Annotated in this window: 1 protein-coding gene; it reads left to right on the plus strand. The window is 40.2% G+C overall.

Annotation, left to right across the window (positions count from 1 at the left end; genetic code table 11):
* The first annotated feature begins 333 nt into the window (after positions 1-333).
* The gene (locus LHV68_00390) at positions 334-22500 is read left to right on the plus strand and encodes a hypothetical protein (GenBank protein MCB4790324.1); all 22167 of its coding nucleotides are present in this window, start codon (positions 334-336) and stop codon (positions 22498-22500) included.
* Positions 22501-22631: the final 131 nt, after the last annotated feature.

The raw sequence follows: 22631 nt of genomic DNA on the forward strand, positions 1-22631 counted from the left end.
TTAGAAAAAGATTGCTCATAATGTATTTTTTAATAAAATATAGTTGAAAAATGAAAGTATTCTTGTTATTGCTGTTTTCATGATAATAACATTCTTAAGGAAAAAGTATCTTGTTTCCTATCTATAAATCTGGAAAACCCAAAAAGTAGATTTTTTAAACCTTTCCTTTATTCAATACCCACACTAAATACAAAACAACAAGATTTTGCATATATTTTACGTTATTTTCATAAAATATACTTGAATTTACTATATAATCTCATTATAGTATTAATAATATATATATATTGATTAAAGTCTAATCTTGCCTTTCAGTAATTAATTTTTAATTTTATGTTTAAATCTATAAAAGAATTCAAATTAATGTTTTTAAATGGATTAAATTTTACGAAATTCATAAGTTTTGTAATTTTATTATTCTTTACATATTCATTTGTTGTGTTTGAACCCTTGTACGGCATTACGGAATTGATTAAAGATACTAAAAAAATAAATGAGTTATATGGAGAAAATACGTGTGTACTTCCGTACCAAAACGGAAGGGTGGTAGAGGGCAGCTATAAAGATGAAAATAACCTGATCGTCTGGATCCAGGATCTGCACTGCCACCCTGAAGTGCAGAAAAATATATACAAAATTCTTAATCTTTGGGATAAGGAATACAGCCTGGATAAAGTGTTCGTAGAAGGTGCTCCGCGGGGTAAGCTTGGATCAAATCTTTTAACCTGTATACCTAATAAAGAAATAAAGCAAAGAACAGCAGATATGCTTTTGGCTACTGGCTTGCTTTCTGCCAGTGAATATTTCTCTACCATTGAAAATAAAGATAATCTTTATGGTTTGGAAGACTGGGATGTTTACAAAGATAATTTAAACCGGATGAGGAGCCTGATAGCTGAAAAAGAGAAGAATGTTCCTGTTGTAAAGGATTTAAAGTCTAATATAAACGGCATAAAGGGCAGGTTTATTTCAGGAGAACTTAAGAGTATATGCAGATTTATGGAAAAGGAAAATAAAACCGTGCCTTTAAAATGGTATTTAAAACTTGAAAAACTCGGCACGCACTGCGGCGAACAAACAGCCTGGTACCCGAATTTAAACCGTTATATCGCAATGTTGAAGTTAAATCATAGAATTAATTATAAACGCCTTAGTAAGGAACAGCAAGAATACCTTGCCCAGCTTAGGCAAATTCTTCCATACAGGATCTATGTGAACCTCTTAAATAAACTGCAGGGGGAAAATAATCCTGCTGAATATTATTTTATTTTAAGCAGGTTAGCGCCGAAATATACTCCGAATATTGATACAAAGTATCCGAATTTAGCTATGTTCATAGAGTATATACGTTTAAGTTATGAGTTAAACCCTATCAAATTTGTATATGAGAAGAATGCTTTTATGGACAGGGTACTTGCCAATTATACCGGAAGGCTGACAGATAAAGAAATGATGTTTTTGGTTAAGATGAGCGATTATCTGGAAGGTTTTGCCAACCTCAAGATCACTTCGGAAGAGTTCGAGGAATTCAGTAAAAATACATCCGATTTTAATGTATTGCTAAAGAAATATCTGCCTCAAAAGAGTACATTGCTAAATGAAGTAACCGGGATCTCAAATGAATCTGAGATGTCCAAATATTATAACCAAAACTTAAAGAGGAACGGAATATTTCTTGAAAATATTATTAGCGAGACAGGTATAGAAGAAAAGAACTCTCAAGAGAAACAGGAAGAACAGAATTGGCATGCAGTTATGAGCAGGCTTAAGGAATTCAAAAAAATTACGGTCGTAATTGCCGGCGGCTTTCATGACGGGATTACTGAAAGGTTTAAAAAAGCAGGTATATCCTATCTTGTTATAAGCCCAAATGTGACAAAAGATTACAATGAAGCTATTTATGAGAAAGTCCTTTGTAATAAAGTACAGCCTTCGGATATAGCGGGTTCTGCTTTAGCCCCTGGTGAAGCCGCGAAGCTTTTAAGCGATGGCGAAGTTGGTGTTTTTCATGACAGATTAATAGCGTTTGCAAAAGTCACTCCTTCCATAACTACCGATATTAATGAAATACAGAAGTTTATTGATGAATATCTTAAAGTAGTCAGGCTATTGCTGGGAGATAAAAGCGATGTATTAAAAGATCTTGTTGTAAGGGTAAGCAAAGACGGAGAAAAAATAATAATAAGCATAGAAGATAATAATTACAGGTATAAGGTTGCTACAAATAGCGAAACAGGTAAAGTACAAGGCGGCAAGGCTGTAAGTGAGGAAAGTAAATTACAGGCCGGAAAAAGATGGCTGCGAGGTATCTTAACAAGATGTGTCTCGGCATTAAATAAGGTTATTAAATTTGTACAGACGCCGGAAAAAGGAAATACGATCAAAAATGTTATACGTTCTATTAAACCGCAATTTACCAAGGCGCTTTGGCTTAAAGCCGGGAAAGAAGAACTTCTTTTTAGGTTTGCTGCAGGCATAGCAGTAGAGCTATTGTTAAAGAATAACAATATTCTTGGCATAGGAACGGTTGTAACTTTAAGCGCGGTCTTGTTTTCCGCTGCCCATGTGATAAGGCAGTGGTTAATAGACAGGGATAAGGCAAAAGGAACACATAAATACAGCAGTTTATTAGATGCATTTAAAAAAGAATTTATCCCTTATCTCCTTCCTTCCCTGTTGTTTACCGGTATTTATCTCATCTTTTTTGGCATATCTCATGTATTCCCTTTAACAACTCCAATATCTATTTTTGCCGGATTTGTTGCAAGCACAATTACTCATGCTGTATGGAATGCAGCCTATTCTTATCTTGCCTCTATTGGAAAGGTGCCGTTATGGATGCGCCTGGCTGATCTTAATTCTTCGGATTTAGAGATGCTTATTGCGGATTTGAAAAATAAAGAGCCTGAAAAAAGATATGAAGCAATTATGAGGCTTGGAGAGCTGGGGAATGCTAATCTTGCAGCAGAGAGTCTTTTTGACATAGTTCTTGATGAGGATGAATTATCTAGCATCAGAGTAACTGCCCTGAGGGTTTTGCTTGGAGTAGAGGCCGGCAGAGAGTCGTTTAATGAAAGGCTTTCACAAGCAACAGACGGGATACGGGATGAAGCTGTAAAACGTGCAGTCTTGCAGGTTGTTAATCCAGCGGCTTTGCAGGATGATGATACTGGAGAACAAGCCCGTCCGCAAATTTTAACAGCTGCTGAAATTGCTGCCGGAACAAAAGCTCAAGCACAAGCTAAAGAGGCGGCAAGGCCTAAAAGGACAGTCTCGGATTTCAAGATAAGAAAAGCAATGGCGGAATTAAGTAAGTATCCGCCGATGATTGTAATGCAAGGGTTGATAGCGGAGTTGGCGAACTATGGCACGGAAGCTGAAGAGGCAATTCCATTGTTACGGAGGATGGCTTTGAATCCGTTGATAAGCGGTTTGCATCCTCTTATTTTATATGCACTTGAAAGGATAGGCGGCAAAGAGGCTGTTAATGGTGTAGGAGAAGAGGCCGGCCGGCCGGTGGAAGACGTACCTGTAACAGAAGATGAGGAAGTGCAGGATTTGCTGCATGATCTGCAGAGTGATAAATCGAGTGTTTTCAATGTTGCCATAAGACGACTCGGCCAGTTAGGGCCAAGGGCAGCTTCAGCCGGTGTAGTACTTGTTAATATGATTGAACACCAGAACAACTACACCACTAAGATACTTATTCTCCAGGCTTTAAAGCAGATAGGCCTGAATGACGAAGCCAGAGCAAGGCTGATACAAGTAGCTGAATCAATGAGAGACGGCATGATAGCTGATAAGATAAAGGAAGTTTTGGCGTACCCGGAAGATAAAGATTTAATACAAACCTACATTGATAAATTGGTGAATGAGGCTACATTTAAGGATGGGCTTGACGGGCTTTTAAGCATGGGTTCAGCCGCTAAGCCGGCTCTAAGAGTGCTTGTAGATTTATTAAGAAGCTATGCAAAGGGGCGTGATAACATAAAGAAGGCGCTTGAATCCCTGGCAAAAAATGAGGATATTTTGCGTAAACTTCTTTCTATCGCTGTAGATGACGCCACGTACGATGATATTCGGCATGATATATTTGACGTAATTATTCGTGCCGGAGATAAAGCAGTTCCTTCTCTTGTAGAAGCTCTTAATGATCCAAAATTAAAGGGAATAGTGTTTAACCGGATTTTAAATGATGTGGCAACGGCCATAATAAAAATAATATGGCTGCCCGAACCCAATTCCCCGGATAATATAAACTTATTAAAGAAATTATTTGTTCATGCACCTTCTTCTTATACGAAGGCCATAGCCGGCAAGCTTGCCAAACAGGGGTTGCCGGGATTATTAATATTCAAAGATTTTATAGCAAGCAGTGATGATGCTGATATTAAAATTGCATCATTAGAAACATTGAATAAAGCTCCCCTTGCAGAGCTTATTGAAGGCAATGAGGATTTAACAGCAGTATTGAAAGCAAGAGTAGCTGATTTAAATGAAAGCAAGGCTGTGCGGACTTTAGCTTTGGACCTTCTGCTTAAAGCCATTGCAAAGATGCCGGTAAGAGAGAAAAGATCATTGCTTGAAGAGTTACACACGGCATTGGAAAATGATGTCCCGCCTGGTTTAAAATACACTTTGGCCGTTGCTATACTTGACTTAGGCCCGGTAACTGCAGCTGAAAAGGAAGCTCCTGTTAGAATGAAAATAGAAGATTTGCGCGGATACCTTCAGTTCGGGAAAGCAATGAAAGAAACATTGGCTGCGGCACCTAAAAAAGGCGAAACAAGGACAGCCTATTATCCATTCATAGGCGCAGGCAAAAATAAAACTGATTTTGAATCCGTAATAAGTTTTACAGATGCAGATTTGATAATAGGCACAGATATAAAGCCCATGAGTTTCAAGGTGTTTTCAGAGAGTGTAAAAAAGCAGTTTGAAGACATGGGAATACCTGTATCAAATATTGAAAGAGTAAAAGACCAGGTTTATAAGATCGAGTTTTTTGACCAGGCTCTTAAAAAGAAGCGGACGATCATCGTACGCTATTCATTCGATGCAACTAAAGACATCCCGCCTGAAGCCGGGACAATAGATGTGCTTTATACAAGAAATCCGGGAGAGTTTTTTACAAGAATGTCCGAAGCGGCTGTAACGGCTTTATTCGATAAAATTGCGGAAAACGGCTATTTTTATATTGGCGGGATAATAGGCAAGCATACAGGCAAGCAGGATGTAAATGCCAGGAAAGATGAAGAGCTATCAATCTTGAGATCCCATGGATTTGAACTGGTTTCAAAAAGAGAAGAAGATACATATCCAGGGTCACATCAGTATTTGTTTAAGAAGCCGGAAAAAACAAAAGCCCGGCCTAAGGAACAAGCAGTTCCTTCACCTGGGCCTAGAGTAGATAAGGCATCTGCTGAAAGGAAAGCTAAAATTGTGCCTGAAGATATTGCAGCAGGGATTGAAGGCCTCGCCAACATAGCCGCCCGTGCTGCATGGAAAATGACGCATGGGCCAGATGAATCGCTGTATGAAAATACTGCCCTTATAAAAGCAAAAGAGTTTGTTCCCTATATTGAAAAAATATTTGATTCCTATTATAAAGCAAGTTTTGAACCAGATCTGCATCGTTTACACAGCGCTATGTTCTTTTATTTATTTGGGAATTCTCTGGATAAGTTTAAAGCCAGCAACGGAAATTTGGAAGAAATCAGGTTAGCCCAAGTACGGGAGTCTGTCAGATATTTATTGCAAAAAGAAATGAAATCAGGCCAAATAGATGCTGCGCTGATTGAGCAGGTATTGCAGGGAAACTATCCATCAGGTTTGAGCGTGCCTGTAAAAAGAATATTGGATGCATACAAAAATGGAGCGTTTCCAGGCAGAATCCAGCGCATTTCGCGTCAGGTAAATACTCTAAGAGTCATTAGGAATGAACACCATGAACTTGCAAGTGCAGCGTATAATCTTGCAGAAATGGTAAGCGGCAAGCGCATTGCAATACACATAACAAAAGAAGAAGCCGCGGCAATTACTGCGGTTCTTTCTGAAATGACTGCGCGTATTGGCTATGACCTTAGTGAAAAAACGGACTTATTGTTTTTACAGGACGGTTCAGCTTATCTTTATAATCAAGATTTGCTGGCTTATGTTAATTATACACAAGATAAGCGGTTTGATGAAATACCTCCTGCGGACAGGATGGCAGAGGAATTACAAAACCCTTCTTCACCTTTTAATACTGCATTAGGTTATGAGTCAAAAGGTTTTGTTTCTGACTCTGAAGCAATACTAAGCATTTTTCAATCCGGTCAAAAAATCCCGGAATTACTTGCATCACCTTACGGAAACACAATTACTATTCGTTCGTTTATTTCATCGGATAATTCAAGAACAGCTGAGCTGCGGAGGAGCCTAGAGTCATATATAGAAAGTATTAACCTGTATCACCCTGGCGAACAGGTAAGAATTATAGTATTTGACGATTCCAATGGTAAGTATGCAGACATAACAAAAGCACTTGTTGATGAATTTAAGGGAAGAGTAGAGTATGTGGGCCCGGTTGAAAAAGAAAGGTTTATTGACGAACAAGCAAAACGGGCAGGTATGACACCTAACGAACAGGTTCGAAATACACTTTTGTTTAATAAAAATTTCATCGGGTATTATTTACAAAAACCATATATAGTGGCTGATGAGGATTTAACTGCTCAGGCATTTGCCCTTAATTCCGAGGCAGCTAAACTTGCCCGGGATATAGGTGATCGCTTAGCTAAAGGGATACCTGTGACTGATATAATAAATGAATTAAGTACTAAATATCCTTCCCTGCCAGATAAATGGAAAGATCTGCTGATGCGTTATGGCAGCGTTATTCCTGTTTCAACATTAGAGAACATTATTGAAAAAGTAATTGCTGGTGATTCAGATTACTTTAAGCTTGTGCCAACCGATGTGCTTTCAGCAATGAATAATGCTTCCCTGCGCGGCAGTGCAAAAGGTGGGCAAACGGTTACTGTTGATACCGGGCTTGTTGGCGATATTGATTTTTCTGCTTTTGAAATCATCTCTCAATATATAAGCACTTTAGATGAGAAATATAGAAGTGGTGCTGTTGGAGAGAAAATATCTCATTCTATTCCCCGTTTCAATGACATTCTTTTTGAATCAGAAAAAGGGATTGTTTTTATGATTTTGGGTATGGCAGCTGCTTTCCAAATGCCCTTTCCGTCATTGAAATTCAAATTAAGAAATGATGATGTTCTTTTATCATTTCTTACAGCGCAAGCTTCTGAAAGTGCTATCAGAGAAGACGCAAATGTTTCTCTTTATCATAAAAGGGGGGCAAGGAATATCAGGAATCTCGCAGCCTTTTACAAATGGGAAATAATGGGAAGCGGACTCCTTGTTCCGCTAATAGAAGATAATTTAAATAGATTAATATATGGGGGTGTAAAACCCGGGCCAAGTGCTGTATCACAGAGTTATGATGAGCTGGCAGCCCTATTGCAGCAAACCTCGGAAAATTATGATTATACAGGCCCAGGCGAGAAAGATAGAACTTCAAAGTTAATTTGTGATTTTGTTGATAGTCAATTAAAAGCTGCTGCAAAGTATATCGAAGATCTTGAGAAACAAAAAAGCGCACATCCGGATAAAGCTGCAAGCATTGACCAGGTTATAGCTGAATTTAGAACTGAATTCCACTTGGATTCACAAAATCCAAGGGATGAATTATATAAGGAAGTAAGGGCATTTCTTGTTGACGAAATACAAAATGAAGCGCAATTTATTCATGTTTGGAATCAATTAATGGAGAATAGGCAGAGTCAACAGGAGTTACAACCAATTATTGATGATTTAGCGGGAAAGGAAGCTCCTGACAGAAAAGCCGATAAAACGGAAATGAAGGATGAGCAGAAAAAAGAGGAAGCCAAAGCAGCGCCGGGGATGACAGCTAAAAGAGCAGTGCAAATCGGTGATATTTTATCTGCAATTGCAGATAAATTGAGGAGCAGAGGCACAGATTTAAAAACAGATGCAGCAGCGGATATGCAGTTAAGTGAAATAGTTAGAGAGATTGATGAGAATTTAGATTTCATTGAACTTTTAGGAATAGGCGGATTTTCAATAGTAATTAAAGTAAAGGACAAAACGGATAATCGTGAAAAAGCCTTAAAAATAGCCTTTGATAAGACAGGCGCAAACCTTTCTCATGAGAAAGAACTCCTTAATAGAATAACACGGGCGAATGTCAGAAACGTAGTTAAAATCGACAGGGAAGTCGGCAGCCAGAGTATATTAGAGGAGTATATAGCAGGTAAAAACTTAAAAGCTAATACTTTGTCAGTTGAGGCAGGTAAGTTAACTGAAAGGTTTTATGAGACTCTGATGGATGCTGCCCGAGATTTGGCTAAACTTAATCTATACTTAGATGATATAAATTCAATGATGCTTGATGAAAATAGAGGGTATCTTGTGGATGTTGAGATGTTTAAGGAGGTTAGTGAACAGGACGGCGGGGAGCAGGAGGCATTAAAGCGCAGTATTAAGACGATTGAAAATGAGAGATGGATAGCGATATATCCAAGGCTGACAAAAAAATTAGGCAGGATGCCGGAGGATGCGGAGTACGAGGGAGTATTAAGTATATTTTTAAATGGGCAAAATGGGGAGCAGTCTACTATTGATGGTGCAATAGAGGGTTTTTTAAAAGAGGATAGAAACGATGCGGAAAAAAATGATACTCTTCGTAAAAAATTATCTTTGCTTGGCATAACATCCGATGCAGAACAGGCAGGGATCATGGGCAGGTACGGAGACAACATAGAAGGTTTGTTAGAACGTATAAGCCAGATAGAAAAAATTATAGAAGCTCTGGAGGCAGCAACCGGGATACCTGACGGGGTGAAGGCAGAAATAATAAAGAAAGGATTAAGACATAAGGATTTCATTAAGGGATTACGTCAAGCAGGGCTTACCGATGCACAAATAAAGATAGCGCTTGAGATAATACAAAGTTTAGCCAATCCTAAGCAACAGGAAGTTAAAGGAGCAAAGAAAGTAAAAGAGAATACTACAGAACCATTTGCCAGACTCCAAGAATTAGGCAGAGGTGTCTTAAGTGAAGAGAGTTTCAGATTATTGGCCGGCGATATAGATGGTTTAAGAAAATTATTAAGGAGGCTTATCCGTGCCTTAAGGACACGAGACACACCCAATATACATGGAGTATTAGGTGAATTAAGCGGTGTTGCAAGATTGGCTGAAGCAGGGCATGCAGCGGTATATTTGGGATTAGGCTTAGGTGTGGACATAGATATATTAACGGCTGACGGCCTTTTTGTCGAAGAGAAGAATTATAATCAAGGATATACAGACAGCAGGGAAGAACTGATAGAATTTACAGGTATTAAGACTAAGTATGAGAAGATAGAGAAATTTTTAGAATTGCTTAAAACTCCAACCAATGAACGCTCAAATGAGGCATTAGAGGTATTAAAAGGGATATTCGGTGATAGGGTAGATGATGTAATAAACGGCAGCTATCCTGTAAATATGGCATTAAGCATAAGTGTAGAGGCCTTTGCCGGCAAAGGAAGAGGGCATGCCTCTATCCAGCAGATGTTAGATGATATAGGCAGTAACCTTGGGAATGCAGACAAGCTTAAAGATATATATGCGCGGATCTATGAAACCAGCCCTGAAATATATATTTGGATAGCAATAGTTGCGCCTGAGATAAGGCATAGCATGATAGAGTGGATGAGAGACAGCGGCCATACAGCCGGGCCTCCACAGATCATAGAGTTGTTAGGCAGGCTGCATAATGAAAGGTTTGCAGATTCGGTATTAATCTCTCCGTTTTTTGACCCTACCGGCAAAACCCCGCCTTATACCTTTAAGGGAAAAGAATTATCTACACATATAGTAGAGCTTCCAGCAGACATACGCACGTTAATTGAAAAAGAATTTGGGCCTGCGGCCGGTATAAATGAAGCTGTCAGGACAGCAGTGAATGCAGCTGCAGGGCCTGTTATAGCAGGAGCCGATAAGATAGCAGAAAAAGTCGGCGGGGCGGCGAGCCGATCTGATGCAGGGAAAGCAGCAGGGGCAAGCCCGGAAGCAAAGCAAATATCTTTTGCCAGGTTGTTTGATTCAGAGGCTGTTTTGGCACAAGACGACAGGCTTGGACGGATCATCGATATAGGAAAAGTTTGGAAAAGCCTTAAACCTTCAGAAAAAGAAGAACTGGCAAGACAACTGACAGAACTTGACTACGAAGCATTTGGAATAAGGAGTTTTGAATCAGTTAAGAAAGATTGGATGGATAAACTATATAAAGCAAACCTGTATATTCTATTTGATAACGATGGTATTGTTAAAGGTTATAGTGAAACTGAGCTAACTGCTAAAGAAGCTGTACTTAATAAGATAGCCGCGTATCAAAAAGACAGAGGCAGGGGGGCTTTCTTGATGGATACACTTCTGGGGAGATTAAAAACCCTAGATGTAAAAGCACTAAAATGGAAAGAAGTCGGTGATGACATTGGATTCTATCTTAGTTATTTAACGGAGAACGCATTTTACGGGATTGAGGTTTATTACGCATATTCTCAATTTACTGCTTATCCTGTTACATTTAAAGATCTTACACCTCAACAATTAGAAGAAAATATTGCTTATTATGAAAGGAATAGAGCAAGAATTGAAGCAAAGCAATGGAAAGATCTAGAGGCAAAAAAAGCGCGTTCTACAAAAGGAGTATTATCGAAAGCGAAGGTTGTTGTAGAGCCTGAAATCGACGCCGTGGGTTCTGGGTTTTGGGGAAGATCAAGCTGGGATAATGGAAAAATAGTCCCTGATAATGAACTGGTCAGGGATGAGTCTCAAATACTCGGCGAGAGGATGCAAGAATCAAATTACCAAAGAAACAGCCTGATATTGCGGAGTAAGATCTTAGAACTTGTGGCTTCTGGTGAAAGGATAGACGGACAAAAACTGGTTGACTATGTCAGATCTTTTAATTCAATTACAATGCTGGGTTATGATAAATTCGATCTTAATGCGCAAAAGGATTATTCCCCATACTTTGGTGAGAATAAATATTTTGGTGATCTGGATTTGGTCAGTCTTGCAGGGGAGATTTTAGGTCCTAAAAAAGAAAATATTATCAGGAATGCAGCGCCGTTGCTAAATAAAATTATTGAATTAAGGAATGCCGGGGTACAAGAATACATTGATGCCGTGTTTGATTTTTATTCGTTCATTATGTTTGAGTCGGAATCAAAAATATTTGCTACGGTGAATAACTCTTTTCTAATGAATATGGTCAACAGCATGCTTCGTTTACGGGGTTTGAACGGAATCTCTCATGGACATATAGATATTTTTATTCTTGAAAGGGACATACACAGGCGGGACTATGGCAATCCAAACATTGATGTTGGCAGAAGTGATTTTGTCAATCGTGTCGCGTTAGCTAATCCAGGCAAAGTTTCTGCGGAGTACATACAAAAGCTTTATAATGCAGCTAAGCCATTTTTACTTAAGACTACTATGAAGGATTGGTATGCTATGCCGCCTATAATTGACGAGTCTCAAAAAGCAGAAACTGCCGGGGGTGCAGCAAAAGATTTAGTTGGAGAATTGGACTGGGAAGGGGCGCTTGAAGTATTGTGGGATTCAATAATCTCTTCTTCAAAACAACAACCTTCCGGCCCAAGTGATGACAAAAGCGTAGTCGAACGTTTCGGAAGTAAAACCAATCAGGAAAATTATAGAAAAAACAGCGAGGCGGTCAGAAGGATGTTTGTTGAGCTTATGGGTAAGCCTGGGAGCAGGTCAAAAAGTATTGATAATATGAACTTTGATGAATTTGCAAAATATTTAATCAGTATGCATGAGACCATGGTGTTGGGAGAGGATGGGAAAACAATTTATATACCACCTACAGTGCTTGAGTTAATGAAATATAGAGAATCGAAATACATTAACCAAGAAGCCCTTGAATACAAAGCGAGGCAGTATGTTGTAGATCGAGTTGCAGGAAATTTTAACACCCCATTTGAAGAAAAAATTATACAGCTTACCATTCTTTATAGAACTATCAGAGAGTTTAGAAAAAATAGTATTAATGATGGCGAGCATACTTTAGAGGATATTGTTTGGGATATAATAGAATTTTATTATTTTGCAATGCGTCATTTTGGCTGGCCTTTTGAAAGGGTGAATGAATCATTTTTTATTAATATGGTTAATGCTATGCTTCAAATGCATGGTTTAAATCCCATTTCTACTGAAGTAGAATCAAGGTTTGCAGATTTAGAAGGAGAAGAATATTATAAAGGCTTTTATGAATTAATTGCTAGCGAAAACTCGGAAAAATTGGATAAAAATGCGGTTAATAGATATAAAAGAAATGATATCATGTCCAAGGTTATTGATGCAATGCGCTCGCTAGAAGAAAATAGAAGAAAAGATGAAGAAGAACAAGTTAAAGGTGACAGTAGACAAAATGAAAAAAAGGGCAGTACAGCAGATGCTTTCAAGGCAGCAGCGGATACCCTGGCAGAGCCTGTCACAGCAGTAACCGATGCAATCGCTGGAGAAGTAGGAGATGTGAAAAGATCAAGCGGAAGTTCAGAAACTGGCGCGAGTGCAGCAAAGGATTTAGTTGGAGAGTTGGATTGGGAAGGGGGGCTTAAGGTATTATGGGATTCAATAATCGAGTCTTCAGAACAACAAACTTCCGGGCCAACTGATGACAAAAGTGCAGTTGAACAATTTGGAAGTAAAAGAAATCAAGATAATTATAGGAAAAACAGTGAAGCGGTCAGAAGGATGTTTTATGAGCTTATGGGGATGCCGGGAAGTAAAGCAAAAAGTATTGATACTATGGATTTTGATGAATTTGTAAAATACTTAAGAAATATGCATTCTACCCTTCTGTTGGGAGAGGATGGAAAAACAATTTATATACCTCGTACACTATTTACTCATCTTAAATCTGTTGACGACTACAGCCTTCAGGAAGAACCTCTTGAAACCAGAGCGACGAGGTATGTTGTAGAGCGAGTTGCAGGAAAGTTTAACCGTCCTTTTAAAGACGTAGCTGTACCTCTTAATCTTGTTTACAGGGCTCTTAGAGAATTTAGAAAAATTAGTGTGAATGACGGGAAACACACGCTAGAAGATATTGTTTGGAATATAGCAGAATTTTATTATTTTGCAATGCATCATTTTAGTTGGCCTTTTGAAAGGGCGAATGAGTCATTATTTATTAATTTGGTCAATGGTTTGCTCCAGCTGCATCATTTAAATCCAATTCCTACATCGGTGGAATTAGAGCTTGTAAAATACCGGGGAGAAGAATTTTATAAACGATTCTTTGAATTAGTTGCTGAAAAGAACTCTGACAAATTGGATAAAGATGCAGTTAATAGATATAAAGGAACTGATATTGTGTCCCGGATTGTTGATGTAATGCTCTCCCAAGAAGAAAATGGAAGAAAAGATGCAAAAGAACAAGCTGAAGTTGATGCAGCAACAGGAGAAAAAACACAAGCAACGGGAACTTCGACAGATGAGGCAATTAAGGATGCAGGAAAACGATTGGCTCAGAAACTGAAAGAGGCCGGGGAAAAGAAAAGAAGAGAGGCTGAAATTGATGCAACAAGAAACGGAGCTCAAGAAACAAAAGCTGAAGTCACAAGAAAAGTCGGCGAGATGGCAGGTGGATCTACTGCAAAGCAGATATCTTTTACCAGATTGTTCGATTCAGATGCCGTTTTGGCACAAGACGACAGGCTTGGCAGGATTATTGATATCCGGAAGATTTGGGAAAGCCTCAGCCCTGCAGAAAAAGAAGATCTGGCAAGACAAGTGACTGAAGTTGACAATGATGCATTTAAATGGTCAGAAGATCTGAAATGGATGGAACAGTTATCCGATAGCTCCATAGATTTTCATATTCTGTTTGATAATAACGGAATAGTTAAGGGTTTTAATGTGATTTATCCTGGTATTGGTCAAACTACCAAGCTGGACAGGATAGCTACTTATCAAACAGACAAAGAAAGAGGCAGAGGGACTTTCTTGTTGAATACGCTTTTAAGTCAATTAAAAGCTATGGATAAAAAAGAGCTGAAAATCGAACCCGCAGATGAAACTGCAAAAAACTTTTATATTTCTTATTTAAGAGAAACTGCATACTATAAACTTAGTAATGATGGGATTCTCATTTATCTGGACACATTAAAAAATCTTACTCTTCAGCAATCGCAGGAAAATAATCATAATTATGAACTCATCAATAGCGTGGGTAAGTACATAGTAATTGGCGGAATTGTCTGGACAATTAACCAAATATGGCTGAACGGAAAAGTTTTCATTAAAGATGCAAATAATGAAAAAGAAGAAACTGCTAAGGCACTAAATCCAGATGAAGTCCATCAGATTTTCGAAACAAAAGAAGATGCAGAAGCATCAATTGAAGTGAACGCAGATAAGAGTACAACAAGAGCAGAAGAAAAAAAAGGAGCAATAGGAACTACAATAGATTCTGCATTTGAGGATGCGGCAAAACGATTAGCCAGGAAATTAAGAGAAGCTAAAGCTAAAGAAAAAACGGAAGCTGAAATTGATGCAACAAAAGAAAGGGCACGGGAAGATGTATTGACAAAAGAAGAAGTGCAAACAGGGACGATGACAGAGTTTACAGATATGCAAAAAGCAGGGTCGCCCGCTTTTGGCAAAGGACAAACAGAACCACAGGTTGTGCCTCTGGATAATCAAACTGCTGCAAAAGCTGCTGCACAAACTGATGAAGGTGTAGTAGGCAAAGTAGTTGGAAAAATGAAAGAAGCACGGACTGGTGTAGAAGAAGCATTAAAAACCGAAGCAGCAAGAAGAGCGGCGGAAAAAGAAGCAACGGAAAAAGAAGCGCTCCAAAATGCCTTAAGAAGAGCGCTGGGTGATTTTCAGCCGGCCGCAAAAGCAGATGAAGACATTTCTTCAGGTGTAAAACTCGTAAAGGATGTGTTTAAAAATTATCTCGATGCAGAACAGATGAGAAGGCTTAACGGTATAATAGAAATAGCAAAAGGCCATCCCGCTTTGCTTGCCGAACTGATCAATTTGACACGTTTACTCAGGCGGTTAGTAAGAGCTCTGAATGCTTATAATAGTTTACTGAAAAGACTATTGTATGAAGATAGCCTGGGAGCCTTGGCAGGAATACGCGAATCAATTAGTGTTTTCATATTTTTAAACAAAGAGATTAAAAGAACAATTGGCAATATAAATCATTTGGCTGACGGGGTAAATGGTTTGGGATTTCTTACAGAAATTCTAAATACTTCAATTGCGCCCGTAGAAAAAAATATTAAAGGGGCAGTTGAGCTGTCAAAGAGGTTGGAACAGGGAGAAAAAGCAATACAGAGTTTATTTACTCAAGGCTCTGCTGCTGCCCAGCCGGTAAATTTTGAGCAGGAAATGAAGCGGTCAAGTGATGCCTTGTCGGATGAAGGGGCCATTGATAGGTCAAATTTAGAAAAAGTAGCAAAGCTGCTTGAACATATAGCCGCTGCTGAAGCCATTGAAGCCAGTGAAAGGAGAGAAAAAGGTGCAGATATAACAGCAAAAATATTGGGCGGCTTTGCATTTTTTGGCGGCCAGGCACTTGCCTTGCTATTAATGCTCGTTAAGGTCCTGACAATAGGCCAGGATATTAACATCTTTGGGCACACTGTTAGATTAGGAGTAGGGCCTCTCCTGGCACTGATCTTAACCGCTCTTATATTTATTGGCCGAGCTTCCTGGATAATTATGAGCGGGATATACTCTATTATGCAAGACCTTAATGAAGCTTCCGTAAGAGGTGTAAATATTGCCGCATTAGCAAATCAAGCCGACACCATGGACAAGGCATCGATACAGAAAATGGAAAACGAAATAGCGGAACAAAAAAAGAAAGCTCAAATGAGAAGAGAAGCCCGGAAACTTGAAATCAGCCCAACATTAGATTTCGGCACTTTGCGGGATGCGTTTGCTTTTCCAGCTGCAGGTTTGCTGGCAATAGGGCTGACAGCGGTTTTCTTTCCTATAGCGCCGGGAGTCCTGTTAGCTGCGGTTGCAGCTGCTTTTGGTTTAGGGGTCATCGACTTGTTCACAGGTTTCAGGCTTTTCGGCGCAGCTGATTTTTTATTTGAAAAACTCATAGAAGGGGTTGTAAATGCAATGAAAGGTTTGGAAAAAGGCATACATGAGAAGGCAGAAGATATAAAATTCAATGAACAATTTATAAGGCAGCTTTTGGATAATCAAATGAAGTCCTGGCAGTCCATGTGGCATGTCTACAACAAGATAAAAGAACTTACTGACCAGCAAGATACAATTATCGGAGAAATTAAATCACGCCTTAATGGAGCTCTAAAACGTTTTGATGGTTTCAGCAAAAAAGCAGATGTATTTGAGGGCGATATGCAAAAAGAGGCAGAGGAAGCTGCCAGGGCGCTCAGCCGGCTGCAGCAGGCTGTTACGGATATGGAAACCGTTTATAGCAAGGCAGAACAAAAAGCAATGGATATTCAAAATAGCATGCAGGAAAGTTCAAATCGTGTGGCAGATTTGCTGATCGGTCTTGAAAAACTGGTTGAAGAAGCAAAAAGAGCCAAGGAAAGGGCTCAACTTGATGTGGAAGAACAAGTCAGGGAAGCAGATGGACTGATCTCTGAACTGAAAAATTTGATAGTTACACTGGAAACTGTGCGCGCCAGGATAAATCAAATGAATAGTTTATTTAACAGCAGCCGTGTTAGTACTTTTCAGGAGCTTATCAATGCAACCAGAGAACAATTTAAACTGCAAGCTGATATTACCGCCTTAATAAAGAAACAGGATGAAAAACTTAAAGAACTTTCTAAAATTCCCGCGCGGGTTGAAGCAATTAGAAAACGTTTAAAAGAGGAAATTGAAGATAAGATCTTGCCGGAAGCCCAAAAACTGGCAGAACGGGTCCTTGCTGAACAGAGGTCTGCAACAAAGCTGATGGAGCAATTAGCGCAATTAAGGCTGGAAACTCTCAGAGAAGCGCAAATAATTAAAGAGGCCGCAGAAAAAGATGCGGCGATAGTTGCGTCTACCGGCCAGGACTGGGCAGCAAGAAAGGCTGAGCTGGATAAAGAAGCCGGAGAAATACAAGCAGAGCTGGATGGGATCAATAGTAAGATAGATGAAGCAGAAAAATTAACACCGCAGATAGAGGCAGGTTTAGCTGATTTCCAGGGACAATTGGAGATTTTTGAAAATGCCCAGAGAGAGATGAACTTGCATCTTCAGCTGGACAAACTGCAAAGTGCAGAACTTGACGGGCTCATTCAAGAGTTAAAATTAGCCTATGGGCCTGATAAAGTACACAAAGCTGCTGACGGCACCTATTATGTTTCATCTGTAAGCAATGATAAACTAAACGGCTTATTAAAAGATGTTAATGAAAAGGCAAAAAAGGCGGCTGAAAACAAAAAAGAAATAGATAGATTAAGATCTGAAGTCCAGGCTTTGCAAAGAAATTTAAACGCGCGTATTACACAGTTTGACCGGGCATATCAAAAATATACCGAATTAATCAAAGAATATAAAATTCAGGCAGGGCAGCTTATGAAAAAACTGGGTGATGCAGAGACAACCGGGTTAGCCCGCCTGGATGCAGTAAGAGCCGACATTCAGGTGATGTATGACAATATTATGAAAGTTGACCCGCAAAAGTACATTGGTGAAATTAAAAAGGTTTATGAGGAAGCCCTGGAGGTAGTTAATTTAAGCGTTTCTGCGCTGCGTCAGAGGGAACGGAATATTGCTGAAGAATCCAGGACAGCAGATGCATCCGTCAATGCCGCCTACGAAAGATTAGTAAAGGCTATTGCTCAGGCTGTCCAGGCTACGGTTGTTGATCCGTTAAACAAGGCTTTGGCAGATGCTAATAAATTAAAGGATTTTATTGAAAAAAATCCTTCAAGAATAGTCATTCCCGGTGTACACGCAGATGACAGGGGAGAAATTACAGGGTTAATTCAAAGCATGGCCGGTGAATACAGCGTCACTATTAACACTGCCGGCGAAGATTTAGTCGTTGAAATAAGCCAAAAAAACATTGATTCGTTAGAAGATACAAACATAAACGGCAAAAGCCTGGAAGAATTAATAGCAATGTTAAAAAGAACAAATGATTATATCCGAAGATTACAAGATTTAAACAGCCAATTAATCAGGCGGTCTAAAGCTATAATGGATGCTGCTATAGCAAAGCGAAATGAATTAAGCCAGGCAAGATATCAAAAAGAACTAGAAGAGTATAATAGGAGCAGAGACGGCCTTTTGAGGGAATTAGCTGCAGCAGAAGAGAAACAAAGGACTCAGCAGCAAATGCGGGAAAGGAAAAGGAGTTTGGGGATTTCTGAAGAAGACGATGCAGGCGCTTACGAATCGGAAGTTCAAAGAAGTGTAGGTGCTATACAAGCTGCTATCAATTCCTTATCAGGAAAGAAACCAGGCAATATAAGCCTTAGAAGAGCAACGCACAGCGGAGGCCAAAGCCTTCCGGATTTAAAAGCGGGTAATAGGGATGATGGAGGATTAGATACAAGTAGGGTGGCGCTGGGAATTGCGCGAAGGCTTATGGAAGCCGCACAAGGGTATGCCCCATTAACTTCTGATGAGAGGGCGATATTAGAACGTCAAATAGGAGGACAAGCTGCCGGTGCTGCTTCTGATAAAGCTACCGCTGAAGCCGCTGCTGAAGCCGCAAAAATAATAGCTAAGCTGGGCGGCAGGAATGCCCGGCCTAAACAAGGGCCGGATGCCCAGGGCTTAACTATTAATATTATTCCTCCCTCGCCTGCAGAATTAGCGCAAGAGCAATCAGCAAAGGGTGCCCAAGCGAAATTAGAACAAGCAGGAAGAGATACGGAAAACCTGAGATTGGCAAAGCTAAGGTTATCAGAACCAGATGAGCATGCTCAAAGGATGCAAGCAGAAAGAGCAAATAGAATCGCATTGGCAATGGAGGAAGCTGCAGAAAGAGCAAAACTGCCTGAAGGTTTAAGAATGAAACTAGCAGGAGTAACGCTAACAGATCCGGACGGGCCGGTATCCTATTCAGTAACTCAGGAAGGTGCACGAAAAGGAAGGCTTAGTTCGGAGGAAGGTCCAACCGCTGAAGGCATAATGCGGCAAAGAATTATAGATTTAAATGGCGAGTTGGCAATACAAACTCAAGTAAGCAGACAAGTCCGTGAAAGCATATCGCAAGAACTAGCACAGCACCCTGTTATGAGAGATAATCCGACAGTTGATGTTGCGGAAGCAAGAGCATCCATGGAGAGCCGAGGTAGTCGTTTAGCTATTGACCCCCGAGATGGCAGGACTGTAACATTACCACCAGTACATTCAGAACCTGCACAAGCAAAACCTTCACAATCTGCACCGGCAAAACCAGCAGCACCTGCACCTGCTGCCGCCCCCGCCGGCCCGGGAGCTAAGGCCTATTCCTTTGTTGGCCGTGCCCTTATTGCTTTAGGTACATCTTTGATAGCCTTGGCGATTGTGGAAGCCTTACTTCATATTAGCATTTTAGCCGCTCAGGTTGCGGGATTTTCTTCAGGTGCTGTTATTTTATTTTATACTGTACAATTTTCCACTTTAGTTCTTGCAAAATTCAGTAAGGTTACGCCTGAAAAACAACAGCTGGTGTTAGACGAAATAACTGAAACGGTTAATGACTTAAATTTACAGCAAGCACAGCAGGGACAGGGTAAACCGATTGCCTTGAATACCGGCTATTTATCCAAACGGTGGAATCCGGCGCCTGCGCGAACAATCAATGAAGGTGAATATTATGTGCTTGATATAGACCTTAAATTGATTTCCGGCCTGCCAAAATGGCAAAGGGGCCTTATTATAGAACATGAAATAGGGCATATAACGGAATCCGGAAATACCGCGAAATCAGAAGCCACGAGAATGGGTAAGATATGGAACGAAATCACTAATTCATTAAAAGACATGAAAAGATTTTTAAGACCGGCATTAAGACCCGGTGTTGCAGCTGCCGGCGCTGCCCTGCAAATAACAAGGCGGGATAGTTTTGTTTCCAGGCAGGCAAGGAATTTGATGGGCGGATACTTGATAAGGATAGCATCCGGGCAGGAAAATGAACAGGAATTAAAGGGTATGGCCAAGCTTGGAGTCAAGCTGGTCAATATAAGGATGCTTGAAGCCGGAACCGCCGGCCTGGTTCTTTTAGCAGAGAATATCAATGTGAATGTCGGCAATTCAATGGTTTCAATTAACGTCTACGGGCAGAACAGAAAATTGGAAGATTGTCCGGGAGAAATTTCAGATATATTTATTGAAGTCTCGGATAAAACTCAGCTCTCGGACCTTGGAATAAAAAATATACTTCCGTATGCAGGTATCAAAACAATAATAGAATTAAAAGAAGGTGTTTTAAATGCTGCTAACAATGAACTTATGGCCAAAACCCTGGGAATTTCAGGGTTTAAACCTCTTGCAGTTGAAATGGATGACAGGCTGACGGAAGAGAAGTTTCAGGATTATAGCAGCACAGCAGATGGCCTGCTCGCAAAAGATAAGATGCTTGTGTCCAGCCAGTGGGTAAGGTCTTTAGTCGTACGTTCAGGCAGCCAATTAACAGCTGGGATGGCCAATATGAGAATATATTTGCAGGAATTAAGCGTTGAAATAGGCAACAGGTATGACGCTAAAGGCTCTTTGCTCAGGAACGAAAAGAAGCACGGAAAAGAAATGTCTGAAGGTGAAGTCTGGGCCAGGGTGATAATAGGTGCGCTGGGCATAGAAGCAGAAGACAGGATTGTAGGTAAACTTGCAGATGTCAATGATTTCAATGAACAGATGAGAGGCTCGGTAAATGTTATCGAGCTTTCAGGATGGATGCCGAGCGACAGCTTAAAACAGGAAAACAGGGGTTTATATGCACCGGTCATTGACAGCCTGGCGGTGGATTTGAGCAAAGAATGCAAACAATACGGAGTAAAAGATAAGGAGCTGGACAGGATAATGACAGAAATAAAAGACCTTGCTTCGCAGGCCGCAGGCAGAGAGGCAATAAACGGTGTGTTGGCAGATGACTTAAGGAGGCAGGAATTTGACCTCGCCAAACGGTTATTAAAGTCCCTATCAGCCGCAGGCAAGGTTAACGAAGCTGAAATAGAAAAGGCTGTTACCGGGAACACTGTTTTAAATAACGAAAGTATAAAAACTTTGGCTATGCTCAAGGGTATTACGAACTCGCCGGAAGTCATGAACAAAAACAGCAAAGAGCTTGAAAACCTGTTCGGGGCTGAGAATCTCAGGACTGCCAGGTATCTGGAGTGGGTCAAGGCCAAACAAATAGCGGACGTGGCAGATCTGATACACAAGAAAGAAGGAAAAGTTGTAATTCAGTTAAGCGGCGCAGGATTAGAAGATACCGTAAGGCACGAGCAGGTGGTTAATGAAATAATTGAATGGCTGCGCATGTTCGACGGTATAAGGATCGATGTGTCTGGTTTAGGCGAAGGCCAGCAGGGTATTGAGGTTTTGAGCCTGTTCGCAGGAAAGCTGAATTCTGGGATCAAAATGGAAGCGGCTAAAGAGGCTCTGCTGCACGGCGCAAGGGCCGGGGATGTGTGGCGTAATAAAACGATCGTGTTTGATATCGGGACAGCTCAGGGGATGGAATGGGAAGGAAATATAAGAGATATTCGCTGGAAATACGGTTTCAAGTTTGCCGGAAAATTCATGTACCAGCAAGGCGGAGTCCTGGATGTTGATGTTTCAAAGATAGATAAAACAAAAGGCGAGGAAACGCTGAAGGAAGTATTTACCCGCGGTGCAGAAGTAGTGAATCTGGTCCTTGGTTCAAGCGAAGGCGATGAACTTATACGGCTTAAAAGCATAGCTGATAAGTCCGAAGGATTTAATATATTTAACGCCTGCCAGTTAATAAGCAGTTTATCGAGCGCAGTGAAGGTCAGCGGTGAATACGGCAGGTATCTGGAAGGCTACAAAAGAGGCATGAGGATGATCGAAAACTGCGACGGCATGGACCTGGCTAAAGTAGTACAGATAATAGAAATGCTAAGGAAGGTCGTTAAGATAGATGATGAAGGAAGGAAGATACTAAAAGACCTGAAAGCAAATAATTGGAAGGTTAATCATCTAAAGGATATTCTTAAGGAGTTTTCATCGGATAAAGCCGGCCTTGAAAATGTCGATGCCCTGGTGGCAGAATTGAACAAACTTATATATGAAGCCAATTCCCCGGAAAAAGTAGCTGAGCTTTCAGGGTTTATTAAAGGGGTATTTGGAGACGGATTTGAACACGCGATGGAAATGAATATTATGGAAAACCTTAAAATGTACGCCCAGCCTGCCGCAGTTAATGCTGTAAAATCAATTCTTGTTGCCGCATAAACATAACAGCATTAATCTATTCTCGCTTATTTAAGATAATTGTTGACATGGCAAAAGCAACATGATATAATCGCTAACATAAAAAGAAAATAAAACCAGTGATAAGGGGTAAGGTGTAAGGGGTAAGAAAC

Source organism: Candidatus Liberimonas magnetica (genome assembly GCA_020523885.1).
Classification (GTDB): domain Bacteria; phylum Elusimicrobiota; class Endomicrobiia; order Endomicrobiales; family JAFGIL01; genus Liberimonas; species Liberimonas magnetica.